The sequence below is a fragment of the Nonomuraea sp. JJY05 genome (genome assembly GCF_043496855.1).
Taxonomy (GTDB): domain Bacteria; phylum Actinomycetota; class Actinomycetes; order Streptosporangiales; family Streptosporangiaceae; genus Nonomuraea.
The window spans coordinates 52,941-73,541 of sequence record NZ_JBIEIS010000039.1; the positions used below are offsets into that span (position 1 = coordinate 52,941).

The 20,601-nt window shown below is 71.6% G+C and carries 22 protein-coding genes; 8 read left to right on the top strand and 14 right to left on the bottom strand.

From position 1 onward, the window contains the following. Positions 1 to 6: 6 nt before the first annotated feature. Entirely contained in the window at positions 7 to 570 is a 564-nt protein-coding gene (locus tag ACFKCF_RS44615; RefSeq protein ID WP_394501446.1) for a TetR/AcrR family transcriptional regulator, read from the top strand. Positions 571 to 774: 204 nt separating this feature from the next. On the opposite strand, the gene ACFKCF_RS44620 is transcribed toward ACFKCF_RS44615, so the two are convergent. The 5 genes from ACFKCF_RS44620 to ACFKCF_RS44640 all read right to left on the bottom strand — a co-directional run bounded on the left by ACFKCF_RS44620 (position 775) and on the right by ACFKCF_RS44640 (position 5,098). Beyond that, positions 775 to 1,230, bottom strand: a complete 456-nt coding sequence (locus ACFKCF_RS44620) for a hypothetical protein (RefSeq protein WP_394501447.1) — start codon at positions 1,228 to 1,230, stop codon at positions 775 to 777. Between the two features lie 78 nt (positions 1,231 to 1,308). Further along, a complete protein-coding gene (locus tag ACFKCF_RS44625) occupies positions 1,309 to 1,857 on the bottom strand; it encodes a GNAT family N-acetyltransferase (RefSeq protein ID WP_394501448.1) in 549 nt (182 codons plus the stop codon). A gap of 43 nt (positions 1,858 to 1,900) precedes the next feature. Beyond that, a complete protein-coding gene (locus ACFKCF_RS44630; RefSeq protein WP_394501449.1) occupies positions 1,901 to 2,668 on the bottom strand; it encodes a sirohydrochlorin chelatase in 768 nt (255 codons plus the stop codon). A gap of 103 nt (positions 2,669 to 2,771) precedes the next feature. Beyond that, entirely contained in the window at positions 2,772 to 3,704 is a 933-nt protein-coding gene (locus tag ACFKCF_RS44635) for an SPFH domain-containing protein (RefSeq protein WP_394501450.1), read from the bottom strand. A gap of 65 nt (positions 3,705 to 3,769) precedes the next feature. After that, positions 3,770 to 5,098: an MFS transporter gene (locus ACFKCF_RS44640; RefSeq protein ID WP_394501451.1), complete on the bottom strand. Its 1,329-nt coding sequence runs from the start codon at positions 5,096 to 5,098 to the stop codon at positions 3,770 to 3,772. A gap of 93 nt (positions 5,099 to 5,191) precedes the next feature. On the opposite strand from ACFKCF_RS44640, the gene ACFKCF_RS44645 reads away from it, so the two are divergent. The 5 genes from ACFKCF_RS44645 to ACFKCF_RS44665 all read left to right on the top strand — a co-directional run bounded on the left by ACFKCF_RS44645 (position 5,192) and on the right by ACFKCF_RS44665 (position 8,916). After that, positions 5,192 to 5,866, top strand: coding sequence for a GntR family transcriptional regulator (locus ACFKCF_RS44645; RefSeq protein WP_394501452.1), 675 nt, complete (start codon positions 5,192 to 5,194; stop codon positions 5,864 to 5,866). 10 nt (positions 5,867 to 5,876) lie between these two features. Then, entirely contained in the window at positions 5,877 to 6,251 is a 375-nt protein-coding gene (locus tag ACFKCF_RS44650) for a DUF2203 domain-containing protein (protein ID WP_394501453.1), read from the top strand. A 78-nt stretch (positions 6,252 to 6,329) separates the two neighbouring features. Further along, positions 6,330 to 7,331, top strand: coding sequence for a hypothetical protein (locus ACFKCF_RS44655; RefSeq protein ID WP_394501454.1), 1,002 nt, complete (start codon positions 6,330 to 6,332; stop codon positions 7,329 to 7,331). A gap of 5 nt (positions 7,332 to 7,336) precedes the next feature. After that, entirely contained in the window at positions 7,337 to 8,305 is a 969-nt protein-coding gene (locus ACFKCF_RS44660; protein ID WP_394501455.1) for a hypothetical protein, read from the top strand. A 65-nt stretch (positions 8,306 to 8,370) separates the two neighbouring features. Continuing rightward, on the top strand, positions 8,371 to 8,916 hold the full coding sequence (locus tag ACFKCF_RS44665) for a CGNR zinc finger domain-containing protein (protein ID WP_394501457.1): 546 nt from the start codon (positions 8,371 to 8,373) through the stop codon (positions 8,914 to 8,916). 24 nt (positions 8,917 to 8,940) lie between these two features. Here the strand turns inward: ACFKCF_RS44665 and ACFKCF_RS44670 are convergent, their stop codons facing one another. Both ACFKCF_RS44670 and ACFKCF_RS44675 read right to left on the bottom strand, forming a co-directional pair. Further along, the gene (locus ACFKCF_RS44670; RefSeq protein ID WP_394501458.1) at positions 8,941 to 10,212 is read right to left on the bottom strand and encodes an MFS transporter; all 1,272 of its coding nucleotides are present in this window, start codon (positions 10,210 to 10,212) and stop codon (positions 8,941 to 8,943) included. 88 nt (positions 10,213 to 10,300) lie between these two features. Further along, a complete protein-coding gene (locus ACFKCF_RS44675; RefSeq protein ID WP_394501459.1) occupies positions 10,301 to 11,068 on the bottom strand; it encodes a VOC family protein in 768 nt (255 codons plus the stop codon). A 181-nt stretch (positions 11,069 to 11,249) separates the two neighbouring features. Here ACFKCF_RS44675 and ACFKCF_RS44680 point away from each other — a divergent pair, with 181 nt between their 5' ends. Next, the gene (locus tag ACFKCF_RS44680) at positions 11,250 to 11,879 is read left to right on the top strand and encodes an alpha-ketoglutarate-dependent dioxygenase AlkB (RefSeq protein ID WP_394501460.1); all 630 of its coding nucleotides are present in this window, start codon (positions 11,250 to 11,252) and stop codon (positions 11,877 to 11,879) included. 195 nt (positions 11,880 to 12,074) lie between these two features. On the opposite strand, the gene ACFKCF_RS44685 is transcribed toward ACFKCF_RS44680, so the two are convergent. The 4 genes from ACFKCF_RS44685 to ACFKCF_RS44700 form a co-directional block, all read right to left on the bottom strand. Next, positions 12,075 to 13,145, bottom strand: coding sequence for a WD40/YVTN/BNR-like repeat-containing protein (locus ACFKCF_RS44685; RefSeq protein WP_394501462.1), 1,071 nt, complete (start codon positions 13,143 to 13,145; stop codon positions 12,075 to 12,077). Positions 13,146 to 13,202: 57 nt separating this feature from the next. Continuing rightward, positions 13,203 to 14,084, bottom strand: coding sequence for a D-alanyl-D-alanine carboxypeptidase family protein (locus ACFKCF_RS44690; RefSeq protein WP_394501463.1), 882 nt, complete (start codon positions 14,082 to 14,084; stop codon positions 13,203 to 13,205). Between the two features lie 96 nt (positions 14,085 to 14,180). After that, on the bottom strand, positions 14,181 to 15,371 hold the full coding sequence (locus ACFKCF_RS44695; protein WP_394501464.1) for a glycosyltransferase family 4 protein: 1,191 nt from the start codon (positions 15,369 to 15,371) through the stop codon (positions 14,181 to 14,183). Continuing rightward, positions 15,368 to 16,213, bottom strand: a complete 846-nt coding sequence (locus tag ACFKCF_RS44700; RefSeq protein ID WP_394501465.1) for a sulfotransferase family protein — start codon at positions 16,211 to 16,213, stop codon at positions 15,368 to 15,370. Before ACFKCF_RS44700 ends, ACFKCF_RS44695 begins: the two co-directional genes overlap by 4 nt. Positions 16,214 to 16,302: 89 nt before the next feature. Here ACFKCF_RS44700 and ACFKCF_RS44705 point away from each other — a divergent pair, with 89 nt between their 5' ends. Next, positions 16,303 to 17,457 carry a hypothetical protein gene (locus ACFKCF_RS44705; RefSeq protein WP_394501466.1) on the top strand — a complete coding sequence of 385 codons (1,155 nt, stop codon included), beginning with the start codon at positions 16,303 to 16,305 and terminating at the stop codon, positions 17,455 to 17,457. Here the strand turns inward: ACFKCF_RS44705 and ACFKCF_RS44710 are convergent. From ACFKCF_RS44710 to ACFKCF_RS44720, 3 genes are read right to left on the bottom strand one after another with little or no spacing between them, the layout of a single operon-like run. Beyond that, positions 17,451 to 18,284, bottom strand: a complete 834-nt coding sequence (locus ACFKCF_RS44710) for a carbohydrate ABC transporter permease (protein WP_350727033.1) — start codon at positions 18,282 to 18,284, stop codon at positions 17,451 to 17,453. The two genes, ACFKCF_RS44705 and ACFKCF_RS44710, sit on opposite strands and share 7 nt — an antisense overlap. After that, entirely contained in the window at positions 18,281 to 19,201 is a 921-nt protein-coding gene (locus ACFKCF_RS44715; protein ID WP_394501467.1) for a carbohydrate ABC transporter permease, read from the bottom strand. Before ACFKCF_RS44715 ends, ACFKCF_RS44710 begins: the two co-directional genes overlap by 4 nt. 40 nt (positions 19,202 to 19,241) lie before the next feature. Continuing rightward, positions 19,242 to 20,576, bottom strand: coding sequence for an extracellular solute-binding protein (locus ACFKCF_RS44720; RefSeq protein ID WP_394501468.1), 1,335 nt, complete (start codon positions 20,574 to 20,576; stop codon positions 19,242 to 19,244). Between the last annotated feature and the right edge of the window lie 25 nt (positions 20,577 to 20,601).

Sequence of the window (20,601 nt, forward strand, 5' to 3'; positions counted from 1 at the left end):
AGGAAGATGGACAGCCAGCGGCCGATGCGTGCCGATGCGCGGCGCAACAGGGAGCGGATTTTGCAGACCGCCCGAGAGGCCTTCGCCACCGAGGGCCTGGCCGTGTCGCTCGACGAGATCGCGCGCCGGGCCGGGGTCGGCCCCGGCACCGTCCATCGCCACTTCCCGGCCAAGGAGGCGCTGGTCGAGGCGGTGCTCGCCGACCGCCTCGGCGGCCTCCTCGAGCAGGCCCGCCAGGCCGTGCAGGAGGATCAGGACGGCTCGGCGTTCTTCCCGTTCCTGCTCGGCCTGATCGGTGAGGCCCGCGCCAAGCAGGACCTCGCCGACGCGCTCGCCAGGGCGGAGGTCGACCTGTCGGAGCTCACCCGGCGACTCGCGCTGGACCTGCGCCGCGCGTTCGCCGAGCTGCTCGCGCGGGCCCAGGAGGCCGGCACCGTGCGGGCGGACGTGGACGCCGAGGACGTGCAGGCCGTCGTCCTCGCGGCGATCACCGCCGAGCGGCATCGCGCCGACCCCGGCCGGCCGGGGCGGATGGCCGCTCTTGCGCTCGACTGCCTGCTGGCCCCGTAAGCCGGCTCAGTCGCCCAGCCACTTGGAGTCCGGCATGAGCGTGGCCGCGACCAGATAGCCGAAGAAGCCGATGGCCAGCCCGAAGCAGAGCGCGCCGAGCACGGCCATGCGAGGTTTTCCTCGTCGTCAGCCGCCACCGTGTGGCGCGGTGGCGGCCCGTGGGTCTGATCGCCGTGCACGATCGCACGAGGCGCGCCCGCCTGGCTAGAGGTAGGTCCTGGTCGCGCTCACCAGATCGGGGGTGGCGTCGCGGGTGTCGAAGTAGAGGGCGGAATCGGGGGTGCGCTCGCGGACGTCCTGGTCGCGGATCGCGAACACGGCCGGGGCGACCCCCACGTCGCCGTAGCGGCCGGTGACGGCCTCGCCGATCGCCCGCCGCACGTCGCCGACCACGTCACGGGAGGTGTGGCCGGGGCCGGAGGCGGCGAGGTAGCCCAGCATGCCCGCGAAGCGCAGCTCCGCCTCGGCGGCCGGGCGCTGCTCGGGCAGCACGGGACGGTCCAGCCAGAACACCTTGCCCGCGAGGAACGCCTCGTAGTCGCCGCCCTCGTGGCGGAGCACGCGCGCCGTCTCGGCGAGCAACTCCCCGAACTCGGCCAGCTCCGACTCGGGCGGCAGGTCCGTGGTGACGAACAGGGGCACGATCAGCGCGTCGAGCATTGGACTATCCCTCCGTGAGGAGGCTCATCGTAGGACCCGGCACCGACAATCCCCGTTCACGCCACTCCCCGTGGCGCTCTAGCGTTCGGTCCACTCGTCCTGTAACGCCGAGTGCACGATCGAGTCGCGCCACCCGTTCGGCGTGTGCACGTGGTGCCGGATGCGGCCTTCCTCGACCATCCCGGCCGTCAGCATCGCGAGCTGGGCGGGTAAGTTCGCGGGGGAGCGGGCGCCCCAGACGCGGTGCAGCCCGAGCTGCTTGAACCCGAACGACAGCAACAAGCGCACGAGGTCCGTGCCGACCCCGCGCCCCCACTGGTCGGGGTGGAGGCCGAAGCCGATCTCGGCGCTGTGCGGGTGGTCGGCCTCGATCTGCAGGCGGGCCACCCCGATCACGTCGCGGCGGGCCATGTCGATCACGGCCAGCACGTAGAGCCGGCGCGGCTCGGCCGCAGCCGCCTCCAGGGCCTGGTCGACGAGCCGCGCCACCTCGGCCGCGCTGCGGGGTGCGAACGGCATGTGCTGCATGGCCGCGGTGTCGCCGTAGACGGCGTGCAGCGCGGCCACGTCGGCCTCCATGACGTCACGGAGGCCGAGCCGTTCGCCGTTGTACACCACCCGCCGCATTTGCAGACGGTAACGCGAGTCCCGTGATCTCTACAAGCCCTGGTCAAGTGGCGAGTTGGCTCCCATAAGCCCGCGCGACGAGTTCGGCCACGGCGCTGTGCGCGCCGAGCGGCTCCGCGTGCCCCGCGCTGATCGAGGCGGCGGCCTGTTCGACGATCCCCGTGGGAGCCTCGTGGCCGATCATGCAGGGCGCGATGGCCAGGCGCTCGGCGCCCGCCGCGCGCAGGCGCTGGGCCGCCATCGCGATGCCCGGCTCGCTGTCGAGCGAGGCCGAGACGACCGGCAGCGTGAGCCTGGAGGCCAGGAGCACCGCCGTGGCCTGCACCGCGTGCACCGCGCGCTCCCCGCCCACCGTGGCCATGATGACGGCGTCCACGGGGCTGGAGACGTTCAGCAGCCGTACGCGGTCGGCCCTGGCCAGGCCGCGCTCGGCGAGCCTGATGTGCAGGGCCTCGGCCAGCAGCGGGTGCGGTCCGAGCGCCTCGGTGACGACGGCGCCGCTGCCGCTCGCCGCGACGGCCTTGCCGATCTCAGCCAGGACGACCGGGTCGTCCCAGGTGAGCAGGGGCACGATGACGGCGTCGCGGCCGGAGGGCAGGGAGTCCGCCAGGTCGGTGACGCTCGTCAGCCGCACCTCGATCTGGGGGTGGTCGACGCGTACCACGCCCGCGATCTCTTCGGCCACGCCGGACGTGGCGCCGGGGGTGGCGAGCACGAGCATGGGGGCGTCCGGCGGCAGGGACGTGGGGACGGGACGGCGGTGGCGACCGCCGCCCGGCCGGGGGGAACGTTCACGTACAGGCAGGCTCACAGCCGCGCAGTTTATGCGTATTAGGTGGAAGTTGTTCTGTGAATAGGTGGCGATTCCGTCACAACCCAGACGCTGCGCGCAAAACGAGTCAACCACGCCTTGACTACCGAGACGGAACCACGACGGACTGGGGATTCCCGGGGGCGTAGACCGTGATGCCCTGCGGCAGCGACTTCAGCTTCTCGATCTCCGCGCACGCCGGGCATTTGTCGTAACCGTCCTGCCTGGCCCGGTTCGCGTCCGCCTCCGCCCTGGCCTGGGCGACCTTCGCCTGCGCCTCGGAGACGGCCGCCGAGGCGGCCAGCGAGCGGTCCACGGCCTGCTGCACCTCGCCCGGCAGCGTCACCTTGGCCAGCGTGAAGCGCAGCCCGGTGAGGAAGTCGCCGCCGAGCGTGGCCGGCAGGTCGCGGGCCAGCGAGGCGTTGACCGCGTTCTGCACCTTGACGATGTTGGCGTTGCTGTCCTGCGGCTTGAGCGTGGAGCTCTCCAGCAGCGAGCAGGACGGCACGAGCTCGGCGCAGCGCATGGCGCCGATCTGACCGCGCAGCGCGTTGTCGATCACGGGCCGGACCGCCTGGCCGAAGAACGCCGACCAGCCCTCGTCGCCGTCCCACGCGTAGAGCGAGCGGTCGTCCTGGGCGCGGAAGGTACGGGTGCCGTACTTGTCGTCGAACGTCTTCAGCGTCTCGTGGTCCAGGTTGAGCGTGAAATAGAGGGTGCCTTCGATGCCGAGGTTCACCCCATCGCTGCTGGGCACCGTCACCACGTCCACACCGAGCGTCGTGGCCCGCTTGGGGTCGGCGGTGATGGTGTAGAAGCGCTGCTGCCCCGGATAGAGGTGCGTGGACGACCACATGCCGGTCCAGGTCAGGCCGGAGCCGGGGTCGATCACCTGGCGTACCTTGTTGTCGTCGAGCGGGCCGCCGTCGCGGATGACGGCCACCTCGCCGCCGCCCGTGCTCTCCAAGCCCCCCAGGCCCCCGACGAGCAGGGGGACGGCGATGAGCGCGGCGACGACGATCAGGGCGATTCTCATCAGTACCCCTTCCGCGCGGGCGGCGTCGGCAGCCGCCGCCCGCGGCTCTCGCGGCGTTGTACGGCTCAGGCGAACGGTCCCACCTGGCCGGGCAGGGTGGCTTTGACCTCGGGCTCCGCGGCCAGGTCGAGGTCGCGCGTCTCCGGGGCGATGGCCAGGCCCAGGGCGGTGACCGCCAGCGCGGCCACCACGTAGATCGACACCGCGACCGTGGTCTTGTACGTGTCGAACAGGCTGAGGGCGATGATCGGGGCCAGGGCGCCGCCGACGATGCCGGCCACCTGGTAGCCCATGGAGGCGCCGCTGTAGCGCAGCCGCGTGCTGAACAGCTCGGCGATGAAGGCCGCCTGCGGCCCGTACATGGCGGCGTGGGTGACGAGCGCGACCACCGCGGCCAGCGCGATCAGCGGGAACGATCTGCTGTCGAGCAGCGGGAAGAACGCGAACACCCACACCGCCGCGCCCACCACGCCCGCGAAGTAGACCGGCCGCCGCCCGAACCGGTCGGACAGCGCGCCGGCCAGCGGGATCAGCGCGAGCTGCAGCGCCGACCCGATCAGCACCGCGTTGAGCGCGTACGAACGCGGCAGCTTCAGCACCGTGGTGAGGTAGACGATGATGTACGCGGTGAAGGTGTAGAAGGCCACGTCCACCCCGATCCGTGCGGTGAAGGCGGACAGCAGGGCCCGCGGGTGCGTACGCAGCACCTCCAGCAGCGGCATCTCCGCCTTGGCGCCCTGCTGCTCGACCTGGGCGAACAGCGGCGACTCGCTGACCCTCAGCCGGACCCACAGTCCCACGAACACCAGCACGCCCGACAGCAGGAACGGCACCCGCCAGCCCCACGACAGGAACGCCGCGTCGGACAGCGTGAACGACAGGAGCGTCAGCAACCCGGTGGCCAGCACGTATCCGGCGGGCACGCCGACCTGCGGCCAGCTCGCGTTGAAGCCGCGCCGCCGCCCGTCGCCGTGCTCCAGCGACATGATCACCGCGCCGCCCCACTCGCCGCCGAGCCCCAGGCCCTGTACGAACCGGAGCGCCGCCAGCAGGATCGGCGCGAGCACGCCTGCGCTCGCGTAACCGGGCAGCACGCCGATGAGGAACGTCGAGACGCCCATCACCAGGAGCGTCACCACCAGCACGGTCTTGCGCCCCGCCCGGTCGCCGAAGTGGCCGAACACGATGCCGCCGAGCGGCCGGGCGACGAAGGCCACGGCGTTGGTGGTCAGGGACGCCAGCGTCGCGTTGAACGGGTCGAGGGCGGGGAAGAACAGCTTGGGGAAGACCAGGGTCGCGGCCGTGGTGTAGAGGAAGAAGTCGTACCACTCCAGCGACGTTCCGATCAGGCTGGCGAGGATCACCCGCCGGGTCTGTTGCGCGGAGCCTGTCATTCGATCGCTCCTTGTTCGTCTAGGGGGTCCTCTTCAACATAAGAATCGTTGAACAATTCGACAAGAGTTTTGCTCCATGATTCGCTGTCAAATGTGGATAACGTGGTTGCCGGTCTCTCTCAGGACCGCCCCCGGCTGGGCCGCAGCAGCACAGCGGAGCGGGTGGCCGACATCCTGCGCGACCGCATCAGCGAGGGCTTCTTCCGCCCGGGGCAGCGGCTGTCGGAGGAGTCGATCTCGGAGGGGCTCGGCGTGTCGCGCAACACGCTGCGCGAGGCGTTCCGGCTGCTCGGCCACGAGCGGCTGCTCGACCACAAGCTCAACAGGGGCGTGTTCGTCCGGCTCCCGTCCGCCGAGGACGTCGCCGACCTCTACCGCGTGCGCCGCGTGCTCGAAGGGGCGGCCCTGCGGCGCGGCCCGGCCCCCGAGGCGCTGGCCGTGATCAAGGAGGCCGTGCTCGACGCCGAGCGCGCCGCCGAGCAGGACGACTGGCAGGGCGTCGGCACCGCCAACATCCGCTTCCACCAGGCGCTCGTCTCGCTGAACGAGAGCCCCAGGATCGACGAGGCCATGCGCCAGCTCCTGGCCGAGCTGCGGCTGGTCTTCCACGTGATGGAGAACCCGCGGGCCTTCCACGAGCCGTTCGTCGACCGCAACCGGACCCTGCTCGGGCTCATCGAGTCGGGGCAACCCGAGAAGGCCGCCGCGTACCTCGACGACTATCTCGACCACGCCGAACGGCTGCTCATCGAGGCGTACGAGCCGTAACGTCTGTGGCATGGACCGGATCTTCACCGTTGACGAGGCCCGCGAGCTGCTTCCCGGCGTCATGCGTGACGCCCGCGAGGTGATCGCCGCCCGCGCGGACCTGACCGAGATCGACTTCGACCGGCGGACCGCGGGCGGCTCCCCGCTCGGCGGCCTCCCCGAGATCAAGGGGCTGCAGGCCCGCATCGAGGAGATCCTCAGCGGGTGGAACGAGCAGGGCATCGAGGTCAAGGGCATCGCGCCGGTGCTGGTCGACTTCCCCGCCGTGATCGACGGGGTGTCGGTGCGGCTGTGCTGGATCGAGGGCGAGCGGGAGCTCGCCTGGTACCACCGTACGGAGCTCGGCTTCGCGGGCCGCCGCCCCCTGGACCCGGGGAGGGCGTGAGCGGCAGCCGTGGCCGATCTGTGACCAACCGGGCACGTCGCGTGGGTGTCTAACGGTGTGAGCGAAAGGATCTCACCGATGAGGCACCCCTCAGCGACCGCGGCCCTGCTGGCGTCGGCGGTCATCGGCGGGCTGGGGCTCGCGCCCGGCGCCGCCCACGCCCAGTCACAGTCCCCGGTGGCCCGCGCCGCCTGGGTCAAGACCTGCACCCACAAGAAGGACGACCTCGACCACCCCTGCGGCCACTGGCAGCTGATCATGCGGGACGGCAGGAAGGTCGCCGTGCCCGGCGCCGCCACCTCGCAGATCGACGCCAAGGGCAACGAGGTCCACGACACGACCACGTTCGCCATCAGCGCCGACGGCCGCGTGATGGCGTACGAGCGCAAGAGCGACCACCGCCTGGTCGTCCAGCCGGTCGCGGGCGGCCCGGCCAGGACGCTGCCCAAGGCGGCGGTGCCCAAGGGGGTCGGCACCTCCGACATCGGCGTCTACCTGTCTCCCAAGGGCGACACGGTCGTGATCGACTACGGTGACGAGCCTGTCCGCCTGCCCGCCAAGGTGATCACGGTCGCCACCGGCAAGATCACGAAGCTGGCCCTCGGGGAGGACATGGCCGGGTTCAGCGGCGACGGCGACGAGGTGCTGACCAGGCGCTACCTGAGCGACAACACGCTCCGCCTGACCGCGCACCGGCTCGGCGGCGCTTCGATCAGGGCGACGCCGCCCCAGCTCGTCGCGAACGCACCCACGCTCGCCCTGGCCCCCGACGGCCGGACGGTGGCGGTGTTCACCGCGGGCAACGCCGACACGAAGAAGCCGCCGAGGGTGCGCACCTACGACGTGGAGACCGGGCAACTGTCCGGGGGCGCGGACCTGCCGCTCACGCCCGGCGTGCCGCCGGACCTCGCGTGGTGGGGCCCGGACGGCCTGCTCCACGCCACGGTGGAGAGCGGTGACATCGGGGAGACGGCGGTGATACGGGAGCTCACCGTCGATCCCGGCTCCGGGGCGGTCAAGCAGAACGGCCGATACACGATCAGCAAGACCAGGTACGCCTATGTGAAGGCGGGGGAGTGAACGACATGAAAGCCAAGATCTTCGCGGTCCTCGCGGCCGCCGTGGTCGCGGTGCCGGGGGGCGTCGCGTACGCGGAGCCGCACGCACACCACGGGCACGACAGCGTCCGGTACGCCGCCATCAAGAGCTGCGGCAAGGACGGGGACGCCAAGCCGTGCGGCGACTGGCGGCTCGTCATGCACGACGGCAGCCAGAGCATGCTGCACGACGCCCAGACGGTCGCGCTCGACGTGAAGGGCAAGAAGCTCGTGTACGCCTCGGCGCCCATCGCGGTCAGCGGCAACGGCCAGCGGGTCGCGTACCTCACCAAGACCGGCAAACTGGCCGTACGCACGCTCGGGGGCGGCGTCAAGCTGTTCGCCAAGGACGCGCTGCCCCGGGTGGACCAGAACAACATCACCCTGCGCCTCTCCGACGACGGCGCCCGGCTGGCCGCCGTCATCTCCGGCGAGAAGGTCCGCAGCACGCGCGTGTTCGACACCGCCACCGGCGCCCGGATCGGCTCCGTGCCGGGCAACATGATCGTGCTGGGCTTCAGCGGCGACGGGGGCGAGGTGCTCACCAGCGCCGACGGCGACGAGGGCGTCACCGACCTGGCCGTCTACAGCGACACGGGCGAGCAGCTCGTACGCGGCACGCCGCCGCAGGTCGTGTCGTCGAACTCGCCCCAGGCGCTGTCCGCCGACGGCCGCACGGTCGCGGTCGTGGTGGCCGGGAGCAGGCCGCAGCTCGCCCTGTACGACATGCAGAGCGACCAGGTCGTCGACCGCAAGAAGCTCAAGCTGCCGGCCGGGGACATCGACATGGTCGACTGGACCGGGGACACCCAGGTGACCGTCCACCTGGTCCAGTACGCGGAGAGCGGCAACAAGATGACCATCGTCCAGATCGACACCGAGACGGGCGCGGTCAAGGTCCGGGACCAGTACCGGATGCTGAAGGGAATGTTCGTCTTCGCGGCGTGCGGCGGCTGAGGCGGCGCGAGGCCCGGGGAGGCGGTGGGGATTCCCCGGGCCCGCACTGGCATAACCTTCTCGAGGTGGAGGTTCACTCGACCAAGGCGATGGCCGCCAGGGCCGTCGACCTGTGCGTGGCACTGCTGCACGAACGGCCGTCCGTCGAGTCGGTGTCGCGGGTCCTGCGCGACCACGGGGAGACCGGGGACCTCGACCTCGGCGAGGCCGACGTGACGGCGATGCGGGCGGCGGCGACGCGGCTGCGCGAGGTCCTGGGCGCGGCCACCACCGGGGAGGCGGCAGACCTGCTCAACCGGCTGCTCGCCGGATCGGCCCGGGCGCCCAGGCTCACCAGCCACGGGGGCACGACGAGCTGGCACGTGCACGTCGACAGCAGGGACGACGCGCCGTGGGGGGAGTGGTTCCTGGCGTCGTCGGCGATGGCGCTGGCGGTGCTGCTCGCCGACCATCAGCGCGTTCCCGGCGGGCTGTGCGCCTCGCGGGGCTGCGGGCGGCCGTACCTGGACCTCGGGGGCGGCAGCCCGCGCCGCTACTGCAGCAGCCGCTGCGCCACCCGCGAACGCGTCGCCGCCCACCGCTCACGCACCTCACCGCCCGCCTCGGGCTGAACGCGACCCTCCGCCGGGGGGTCGCTATCGCGGCGCTTCTGTCGGGGAGCCCTTGTCGCGGCGCCCCGTCGTGAGCACGGCCACGGCGGCGGTCTGCAGCGCCGCGCCCGCCAGCAGGGCCGAGCCCGCCGAGTACGCCGCCAGCGGTCCGGCCAGCGCGGATCCGATCGCGAACGAGGTGATCTTCAGGCTGGCTCCCGTGGTGAACACCTGGCTGCGCAGGCGGGCCGGCGCCTCGCGGTGCCGTACCGAGAACAACGCGGTGAGCTGCGGCCCCTCACCCGCTCCCGCCACCGCCGCGGCGACCACCGCCGCCCAGAACGCCCCGGCCCCCGCTGCCAGCGCCATCCCCGCGCCGAGCACCGCCGTCCCCCAGACCAGGACGCGGTCCCACCGCCGCACCCGGCCCCACGCGGCGATCACCGCGTTCGCGGCCAGCCCGGAGGCGGCGGTGACGGCCAGCAGCAGCGCGCCATGGCCGCTCTCGCCGGTGAGCTCGGCGCCGAGGACGGGGGCGGACACGACCAGCATGGCCAGGCCGCAGCACGAGACCGCTGATCCGGCCGTCGCCTGCCGCAACGGCGCGTTCCGCCCGATGACAGCGAACCCCTCGACCAACTCCGCCCAAACCGCCCGCCCGCGCCCAACCGCGCCGCCATCGGGAACGCCGCCGCCGGGAGCGCTGCCGCCGGCGGGCGAGCCGGGTGCGGCCGGATGAGCGCGTACGGGGTCGGGTGCGGGCGAGTGGGCACGTGCTGGAGGCAGGCTCCAGGCGGCCGGCAGTGCGGCGACGAGCAGTCCGGCGCACACCAGCACCGTCAGGGTGCCTCCGCCCGCGCTCGCCACCACACCCACCACGGCGGGCCCGGCCAGCCCGGCCACGTTGTAGCTCATGGAGTCGAGCGCGTTGGCCCTGCTCAGGCGTTCGGGACCGGCCACCCTGGGCAGCTGCGCCGTCCAGCCACCGGTCAGCGCGGGCCCCAGCAGCCCGGCCACGACCGCCACGCCGATCAGGGCCGCGTCCGGCACCCGGCCCAGCCCGTACAAGACCAGCAGCAGCCCGGTCGCGTACCCGAGGAGGCAGCACGTGAGCAGCCGCCCCGGCCGACGGGCCCGGTCGAGAAGCACCCCGAGCAGCGGCCCGCCGACCGCGGCCGAGACGGTCAGCCCGGCCAGGAGCCAGGACGCCGTCAGGGGAGAGCCGGTGACGGCCAGCCCGGCGACCAGGAGCGCGGGCCCTGACATCTCGTCTCCGGTGCGCGCGGCCACCGCTCCGGCCATGTAACGGGTTAACATTATAGAGACGTTACAGCATGGCGCATGCGGTAGCCGGCGCATGAGAAGGCCCGGCCTGCGTACCACGCAGACCGGGCCTGTGGCGGGGTCAGGACGAGCTGGTGATGACCGCGAAGCGGGCGCCGTAAGGGTCGGCGAGGAAGGCCATGCGGCCGACTCCCTCCACGTCCGTGGCGGGAGCCTGCATCGTGCCGCCGAGCTGTTGCGCCATGGCTGCCGTGGCGTCGCAGTCGGGCACCTCGAAGTACGGCAGCCAGTGCGGGCTGTCGCCGGGCTGGAGCTGGACGATCCCGGCCATCGCCGACGCCTCACCCCCGTCGGCGGGCGAGATGACGGGGTAGGACATGTCGCCCATCGGCAGGTCCTCGATGCGCCAGCCGAACACCGACTGGTAGAAGGCCCGGATGGCGGCGGGGTCGGGGGTGTAGAGCTCCACCCAGCCGAGCGAGCCCGCCTCGGTGACCATGCCGAGCCCCTTCGTCCGGCCCGGCTGCCACACGGCGAACGCGGCCCCCGTGGGATCGGCGAAGACCGCCATGCGGCCCTGGCCCTGGACGTCGCTCGGCGGGAAGAGCACCGTGCCGCCCGCCTGCTCGATCGTCTTGGCGATCACGTCGACGTCGGGCACCTGGAAGTACGTCAGCCACGCCGGGCTCCAGCCGTCCTGCGTCACCTGGCTGATCCCGGCGACCGTCTTGCCGTCGACCTGGCAGAAGCGGTACTGCATGTACTCGGGGCCCAGCGTGACGGACTCCCAGCCGAACAGCCCCGTGTAGAAGGTGTTCGCCGCCTCCGCGTCGGGAGTGTTGACCTCGATCCAGCAGGGAGCGCCCGGAAGGTAGTCGGTGGTGAGCATGGCCTGCTCCTTCGTGATGACTTCGTGTGACGAAGCGATGGGTGGCCTCTTCGCCTCACGGTGCGGGCTGAGGGCGATGCCACTCGTATCCGGCGATTGCCAGCCTCGCACGACCGACCGGCAAAGGCGAGCCGCCATCCCAGTCGAATGCATGTTTGAACAAAGGCATACACTTGGCTGTATGACAGCCTCGTTCCAAGCATCTCTGCTCGGCCTCGACGAGGAGCTCGGGGTCGGGCCGCTCGGCGCCACGGTCCGCAGGACGCACCTCGACCACGGCGCCTGGATCGACCTGCGGCCGGGCTGGCTCACGGGGGCCGACACGCTGTTCGAGCGGCTGGTCGAGACGGTGCCGTGGCGGGCGGAGCGGCGGCGCATGTACGACCGGGTGGTGGACGTGCCGCGGCTGCTGAAGTTCTACGACGAGGACGAGACCCTGCCGGATCCGGTGCTCGAGGACTGCCGCCGGGCCCTCGACGATCATTACGGGGAGGAGCTGGGGGAGCCGTTCCGTACGGCGGGGCTCTGCTTCTACCGCGACGGCCGCGACAGCGTGGCCTGGCACGGCGACACGATCGGGCGGGGGAGCACCGAGGACACCATGGTGGCGATCGTCTCGGTCGGCGACCCCCGCCCGCTCCTGCTCCGGCCCCGTGGCGGCGGGGCGTCCATCCGGCGGGATCTGGGGCATGGGGATCTGATCGTGATGGGCGGGAGTTGCCAGCGTACGTGGGAGCACGCGATCCCGAAGACCTCCCGCCCGGCTGGGCCGCGCATCAGCATCCAATTCCGCCCCCGCGGCGTCCGCTGACACCTCCGGCGCCCGTGCCCGGCATCCGTGCCGTGCCCGCCCGTGGCCCGTGGCCCGTGCCCGTGTGCCGTGCCGTGTGCCCGCGTGCTCGTGCCCCGCATCCGTGCTGTGTCCGCCCCGTGTGCCGCGCCCCGTGCCAGCCCGCGCCCCGTGCCCCGCAAACCCGTGGCTCGGGTCCCGTGGCGGGGCCGGTGGTTAGCGGAGGGTCAGGTGGGCGAGGCGGCCTTGTTCGCCGGAGGCCCAGCAGGAGAGGTCGCGGGTGCAGGAGACCGTGTCGAACGAGCCGTTGTCGAAGGTTTCCCAGGTGCGCCCGCCCGACCACGTCACGTCGCTGCCCGAAGGCCCCACCGCGATGGCGGCGAACGGCAGGTGGGGGAGCCACGTCACGCCGGAGCGGTAGGCGGGCGGCGGGGTGGTGGCGGGTTGCCAGGTGGTGGCGCCGTCCCGGGTGAGGGCGGCGGCGCTGGGGGAGGGCTGGTCGGGGCGGTAGTCGCCGCCGACCGCGAGGCCGTGGTGGCGGTCGCGGAAGGCCAGGCCGAAGACGCCGCGTGCCGGGTCGCCCGCAGGGATGGGGGTGTCGGAGACCGTCCAGGTGCGCCCGCGGTCGCCCGAGTGGAACACCCGTGACCGCTCCGCCCCGCCGGTGGCCAGCCAGGCGTCCCGGCCGCCCGCGGTGACCAGGCACTGGCCGCTCGCCGCGAACCCCGCCTCGCCCGGCAGCGCCTCGGGCATCCCGTCGGCCGGCAGCACCCGCCAGCTCCGCCCGCCGTCGTCCGTGGCCAGGATCCGGAACCGGCCGTCCACCGGGTCGCTCATGGCCAGCCCGTGCCGCCGGTCGAAGAAGGCCAGGCAGTCGTAGAACGCCCGGGGCTCGTCGTTCCTGAACGTCTCCGTCCACGTGCGCCCGCCGTCCTCCGTACGGTAGACGCGCGAGTCCGTGCCCTCGCCGATCGACAGCGCCACGGCCCGGCGCTCGTCGAACGCCTCGATGTCGCGGAACTGGAGCGCGGAGGTGTCGGGCGGGGAGACGTTCTGCCAGCTCCGCCCGCCGTCGACGGTCCTCAGCACGGTGCCGCCCGAGCCCGAGGCCCACACCACGTCCCGGCTGACGGGCGACAGGCCGCGCAGGCGCGCGGTCACCCCGGTCTCCTTGAGCTCCCAGCCGAGCTTGGGGGTCCCGGCGTGGGCGGGGCCAGCGCGGACTACCGGGGCGGCGAGTACGGCGGCGGCCGCTGACAGCGCACTCAACGCGATTCGAAGCTTCATGTCGGGCAAACTAGCCCAAAGGATCAACACCGTCCATGGTGTCCGCCCGGCTCAGGGTCAGGCGGACTCGCGGGCCGCGCCCCAGGACAGCAGGGACTCCGCCGTGTCGAAGCGGCGGCTGGAGACCGACTCGCCGAGCAGCACGCCGACCAGGGTGTGGCCGCGCTTCTCGCCCGCGAACGCCAGCGTGAACCCGGCCGCCCGCGTGAACCCGGTCTTCAGCCCGATCGCGCCCGGCGTCCCGAGCAGCTTGTTGGTGTTGCGCCAGCTGTAGGAGCGGTGCTCGGAGGTGGCGTCCAGCGAGTGGTACCGGGTCCCGGCCACCTGCTTGATCAGCGGGACCTGCACGGCCTTGGCCGCCAGCACGCTCTGGTCGCGGGCGGTGGAGTAGCCGTCCCCGCCCCGCTTGGGCAGGCCGTCGGCGTTGACGTACTCGGTGTCGTTCATGCCCAGCTCGCGCGCCGTGCCGTTCATCTTGGCGACGAAGCCGCCGACGCCGGGGCCGTACGTGCGGGCGAGCGCGTGGGCGGCGTCCGCGCCGGAGGGGAGCATGAGGCCGTAGAGGAGCTCGCCGACGGTGAGGCGGTCGCCGGGCCGCAGGTCGGCGGTGGTGCCGCCGCCGTCCTCCGCGTACTGGACGTCCTCGCGCTTGATCTGCACCACGTCGGTGGGCTTGGCGGTCTTCAGGACGACGTACGCGGTCATCATCTTGGTGACGCTGGCGATGGGGAGGCGGTCGTCGGCGTTCTTGCTGAACAGCTCCTTGCCGGAGGAGGCGTCCATCAGGTAGGCGGCGCTGCCGTACACCGAGGGCGCGTCCTGCTGGACGGCGTGGACGGGTGCGGCGGCGGGAGTGGTGGCGTGTGCGGGTGCGGTGAGCCCCGTGACCAGGGCAAGGGCACCAGCCGCAGCGGTCAGGTGAGCTTTCCGGATACGCATCGCTCCAGATTGCCGCGCCTTTTGAGATGCTTTTGCCGAAATGAGCGACATTTCGTGACAAAGGGCGCGGAAAGCCCGGCTACACCGAAGGAATCGTCAGGTAAATCTTTTCCCGGACGTCCAGAAGTTGTCGGCCACGCGCTCGCCCGCCAGCAACTCCGAGAACAAATCCTCCCACAATGGCATCACCAATTCAGGCGCGTACGCACGCGACGCTTTGTGCGCAGCGTTCCCCATCCGCACCCTCAGTTCCCGGTCACCCATGACCCTGCTCAGCGCGGCGGCCAGCGCGTCCACGTCCCGCGCCGGCACGAGCAGGCCGTCCACCCCGTCCGTCAGCACGTCCCGGGGCCCGGTCGGGCAGTCGAAGGCGACCACGGGCAGCGCGTGCGTCATGGCCTCGATCATCACCATCGGCAGGCCCTCGAACCGGGAGCTCAGCGCGTACACGGAGGACCGCGCCAGCTCCTTGTCCAGCCGCTCGGTGCGCCCGCGCAGCGACACGTGCTCGCCCAGCCCGAACCCGTCGATGAGCCCCTGCAGCTCGCCCCTGCGCGGCCCGGTGCCGAAGATGCGCAACCGCCATTCCGGATGTTCCGGCGCCACCTGGGCGAAGGCCGTGATGAGCAGGTCGAACCCCTTCTGCGGCACCAGCCGCCCGGCCGCGACCACGACGGGGTTGACCTGCCGGGAACGTTTCTGGTCGGCCTGATGGACCGCGTTCGGGATCTGCACGATGGGGGTCGAGGGCAGCAGGCGCTGGTACTCCAGCCGGTTGGTGCGCGTCAGCACGGTGACCGCGTCGAACCGGCCGTAGTGGCGGGCGATCTCCCTGCGGATGGTGTCGGGGTATGCCGACAGGTTCATGTGCTCCTGGGCGACCTTGACGACGTCCTTGGCGGCGCGGCGGGCGGCGATCAGGTTCAGCGCGGGCCTGGTGGTCACGAGGACGCCGTCGCGCAGGCTGGAGACGTACTCCATCGCCGCCCACTCCACCCGCTCGGTGAAGTAGTCGGCCGCGAACTCGCCCCTCGGCACGATCTTGCCGCGTACCCTGCGCCAGGCCCTGCGCCCGAACGAGTCCGGCACCCGGCCGGCGCGCTGGTCCACCAGCGCGGTGATCCCGACCCGCGGGTCGAGCGTGAACTGGGGGGTGTCGCGCCGCCGCACCAGGCTGACCAGCTCGACGTCGTGGCCCGCGGCGGCCATCGCGTTGGCCTGGTTGACGACGGTGCGGATGGTGCCGCCCATGCCGTACGCGTGCAGCATGAGGTAGCGGATCTTCACGTCAGGTACCCCCAGGTCCGGCACATGGGTTTCAGCGCGTCCGGGATCTGGTCCGCGGCGGGGAGCTCCCGCGCGGGCTGCACGGCGCCGGAGCGGATCTTGTCGCGCCAGTCCCCGAGGCCCTTCTCCAGGACGGCCTGCTTGCCGTACGCGAGCATCCCCGGCTCCCACGCCAGGCCCAGGAACTCGCAGATCTCGTGCGTCACCTTCTCCGGGTCGGCGCTCAGCTCCTCGTACCGGACGGTCAGGCCGGGCAGTGCCGACCTGGCCCGCTGCACGGCCTTCATGTACCGCAGCGCGTCCAGCGCGGCCTCCTCGGGGGTGCGCTTGTCGGGGCTGGCCTCGTGCCAGGACGCGGCGATCGACGCGGGGTGGCGCAGCAGGAAGACGAAGCGCGCGTCGGGCCAGCAGGCGGCGATGCGCTGGTGGGCGAAGGCGTTCGCGGGGGTCTTGTCCACGATGAATCGTTTGCCGCTGCGGACCAGCTCCCGGTGCAGGACGCGGTCCCACAGCAGATGCTCCAGATCGGCCTGGTTGTGGCCGAGCGCCGTCATCGCCTTGGCCGCCAGGGCCGTGTCGAACTGCACGCGGAGCCGGCGTACGTGCAGCTCATGGGGGGCGTGCAGGGCGGAGTGGGCGTTCAGAATCGCGCGCAGGAGCGTCGAACCGGACCGCACGGGGGACAGGAGGAACACGGGGGAGTCGAGCAGCCGGTCGGTCGCCGGATCCGCGGGCGGTCTGATCTCGGGAACGGGCTGGGGAGGAGCCGCTTTTCCTACACGTTCGATCTGGAATCCGGTGAACCTGACCAGCGCTTTGTTCATTTTGCGCTGCCAGTTCATGCCGAGGCAGACTACCCACCCTTCCTGGCAATTCCCTGGCAATGGTAAACGGCCGACGTAATCCGATATTTGCCGATACGCTCGCGCGCGTGGACGATCTCGATCGCGTTTCCTGGGGCAAGCTGAAGCACGCCTACGGCCGGGCCACGGACGTGCCCGGCCAGATTCGGGCGCTCGCGTCCGCCGACGAAGGCGAGCGCCAGAAAGCCATGTCGGCGCTCTACGGCAACATCTTCCACCAGGGCACCCGCTTCCCGGCCACCCCGCACGCGGTGCCGTTCCTGGCCCGCCTGGCCGCCGACCCCGCCACGCCCGACCGCGAGCTGATCCTCTATCTGCTCGCCTCCCTGGCCCTCGGCTACGAGGAGGGCCACCTGCCGGAAGGCGTCGGCATCGCGCGCTGGCGCGAGGAGAGCGCGGGCGTGCAGTCCAGGAGCAAGGAGGAGGCCGACGCCCACCTCCGGCAGTGGGTCGAGGAGGCGCCGAACGACGCCGTCCGCAGGGACCGGGCCTATGTCCTCCGGACGTACGACTACAAGCTGGAGCGCATGTTCGACGCCGCCATGCTGGCCTCCTACGACGCCGTGCGGGAGAACCTGCCGATCCCCCTCCTGGCCGACGGGGATCCGCACGTCAGGACGGCCGCGGCGTACCTCGCGGGCTGGTTCCCCGAGGAGGCGGAGACCACCGGGCCCGCGCTCGCCGGCCTCGCCGAGGCCGACGCCGACCCGGTCACGGTCGCGACGGCGATGTTCGCGCTCTCCCTGCTGCCCAAGCCGGCGGGGGCGATCGAGCGCGGGCTCGGCCATGCCGACGGCCTCGTACGCGACGTCGCCGCGCTCGCGCTGGTCAACCTGCACGGCGAGGACGCGCCCCGGCAGGCCCGTGACGGCGTCGGCAGGCTCCTCACCGCCACCGGCCCCACTTCGCTCCCGTACGCCGAGGGCGACCTGGCCACGCTGGCCGCCCGCGTCAGCAAGCGACGCCTGCCCGGGGAGGCGCCCGCCAGGGCGCAGGCCCTCATCGCCCGGCTGGCGACCGCGAAGCCCGTGGACGCCTTCCCGATCGCGGGCGACCTCCTGGAGACCGTCGAGGACGCGCCGGAGCTACGACGCGCCGCCCTCACGGCCATCGCCGACCTGAGCGACGACGCGTGGAGCTGGATCAACCTCCAGGAGGTCCTGCGCGCCCACGGCGTCCCGGACGACCGGGACGCCCTGCGGGAGCACCTGCGGGATCACTGACCGGCCAGGCCCGTGTGGGCCACGCCGCGTACGATCTGCCGCTGGAAGAGCACGAACACCACCAGCAGCGGCAGCCCGGCCAGCACGACCGAGGCCATGATCTGCGCGTACCGCAGCCCGAACGTCCCCTGCACCACGTTGGCCAGCCCGACGGGCAGCGTCATCGTGTTCGGGTCGGTGGAGACCAGGAACGGCCAGAGGAAGTTGTTCCAGGTCGTGATGAACGTGAAGATCGACACGGCGGCCAGCACCGGGCGCGACAGCGGCAGCACGATCGTGAAGAACACCCGCCAGCGCCCGGCCCCGTCCACGAAGGCCGCCTGCTCCAGCTCCGGCGGCACGTCCTGGAAGAACTTGAACAGCACGTACACGATCAGCGGCGCCGCCACCTGCGGCAGGATGATCGCCCACCAGGTGTCGACCAGCCCGAGCGCCACCATCTCGGCGAACAGCGGCGCGATCAGCACGTGCGGCGGCACCATGATCCCGGCCAGGATCACCGCCAGCAGCACCCGCTGCCCCTTGAACTGGGTGCGCGCGAACCCGTACGCCGCCATCGCCGAGAACAGCACGGTCAGGAACGTGACGATCACCGCGGTGACGGTCGAGTTGATCGCCCACTTGACGATGCCGCCCGTGCCCAGGACCAGCCGGTAGGAGTCCAGCGTGATCTCGCTGCCGAACCACTGCAGCGGGACCTTCGTGGTCTCGGTCTCCGGCTTGAGCGAGGTGGCGATCGCCCAGGCGATGGGCGCGAGCCAGACGACCGCCAGGGCCAGGGCGACCACCAGCAGGACGAGCTGGCTGAAGCTGAACCGCTTGGTCATGACGAGACCTCCGCCCGCTTGCGGAACAGCCGCAGCTGACCCAGGGACACGATGACGATCAGGACGAACAGGATGTACGAGACGGCCGAGGCGTAGCCGGTGCGGTAACCGGTGAAGCCGACGTCGTAGGCGTACTCGATGATCGGCCTGGTGGAGTCCTGCGGCCCGCCGGCGGTCATCAGGTAGATCTGGTCGAACACCTTCAGCGACGCCAGCAGCTGCAGCACCACGATGAGCGCGGTCGTGCGGCCGAGCAGCGGCAGGGTGATCGAGCGCAACTTGTCCCAGGCCGAGGCGCCGTCGATGGCGGCGGCCTCGTACAGGTGCTGCGGGATCGACTGCAGCGCGGCAAGGTAGAGCAGGAAGTTGAAGCCGACCGTCCACCAGACCGTGGTCAGCACCATCGACCACATGGCGACCGACGGGTCGCTCAGCCACAGCACGTCGATCCCCAGCGTGCCGTTGATCAGGCCGTAGTCGGGCGGGTAGATCATCTGCAGCCACAGCAGCGACACGACGGCGGACGGCAGCAGGAACGGCCCGAAGAACGACAGCCGCCACAGCCACTGCACGAACCGCAGGTGGTGCACCAGCAGCGCGAACCCGAGGCCGAGCAGCACCAGCGGGACCGTGCTCAGCACGGTGAAGACCAGCGTGTTCCACAGCGAGTGCCACATGCGCGGGTCGGCGAACGCCTCGGCGTAGTTGGCGAACCCGACCAGGTGGTTGTTGCCGCCCGCGATGTTGACGCTCGACAGGCTCATCCGGAAGCCGAGCACCGTCGGCCAGACCAGGAAGGCCAGGTAGATCAGCAGGAACGGCGCCACGAACAGCAGCCCGTGCTGCGTCCAGCCGCGCCGGACCTTCGCCTCGGCGACGGGGGCGACAGTCGCGGGGGCCGCGACGGTGGTGGTCATGCGCCCTCCTTCGTCGGTTCCTCGACCTCGACCAGCTCGGTCATGGGCGCTCCTCGGCGGGGAAGGGGTTCGGGGCGGACAGCAGCCGGTTGAGCGCCGCCTTGGCCGCGGCCAGGCCCTCCTCCGGCGTGCGGTCCCCGGTGATGACCGGGGAGAAGGCCTGCCCGAACTCGAGCCACAGCCGCGACGCCGACCCGGCGAACCACACCTGCGGGTCGAGCGCGACGTCGGTGATGACCGAGCGGTACTCCGACTGCGGCTGCAGTGACAGGTACTCGGGCTCTTCCAGCGCCGGCAGGTACGCGGGCACGTGCCCGGCGACCGCCCAGTCCGCGCTGTTCTTGACCAGGTAGGCGATGAACCGGTACGTGGCCCGCTCGACCTCGGGATCGCGGTTGCGCTGGTGCGGCAGCACGAACGAGTGGCAGTCGGCCTGCGCCGCCCCCGAGCCGAAGACGTTGGGGAAGCGGGTCATGCTGAACGGCGTCTTGCGCTCCTTGAGCCCGGTGGTCTCCCAGTCGCCGTTCCACAGGAACGCGGCCTGGCCGTTGGTGAAGTTGGCCACCGACGCCCCGTAGTCGGTGCGCCGGTCGCACAGCCCCTCCTCCCCGAGCCGGCGCATGAACCGCAGCACCTCGAGCGCCTTGGCGTCGTCGATGGCGATCTTGGTGCCGTCGTCCGACAGCAGCGTGCCGCCGCTCTGCGGGTAGAGCGAGTACCACACGCGCCACGGGCCCACGGTGCCGATGCCGAGCGCGTCGTAGGTCAGCGGGGGCTTGCCGCCCATCACCTCCTTGGCCTTGTTGAGCGCCGCCACCAGCTCGTCCACGCCGGTCGTGGGCTTGAGCTTGCCGTCGGGGCCGAGCAGCCCGGCCTTCCCGCAGATGTCGGTGTTGTAGTACTGCACCATCGGGTGGGCGTCGAACGGGATCGCGTACAGCACTCCGTCGAGGTGGGCACGCTCCCAGATGGGCGGGCTGAAGTCGGCGGCCCGCAGGCCGACCTCCTCCAGCAGCTTCACGTTGATGGGGTCGAGGATCTGGCCCGCGCCCATCCCGGCCAGGCGGGCCAGGTGGAAGGTGGCCAGGTCGGGGGAGCGGCCGCCGGAGCCGGCCATCGCGATCTTCGTGTAGTACGGCTCGCCCCAGGCGAGCACGTTCTCCTCGACGAAGGTGTCCGGGTTGTCCTTGGCGAACGCCTGGACCATCTTGTTCATGATGATCCCGTCGCTCGCGCCGAGGAAGTGCCAGTACTGGACGCGGGTCTGGGACGAGCCGAACCCGACGGGGATGGCGCATCCGGTGGCGGCGGCGGCGGCGAGTGCGAGGCTTCCGCCGAGAAGCAGGCGGCGGGAGATGTGAGGGGGATCTTGCACGGTGGCCTCTTCCTGCGAGCTGTCG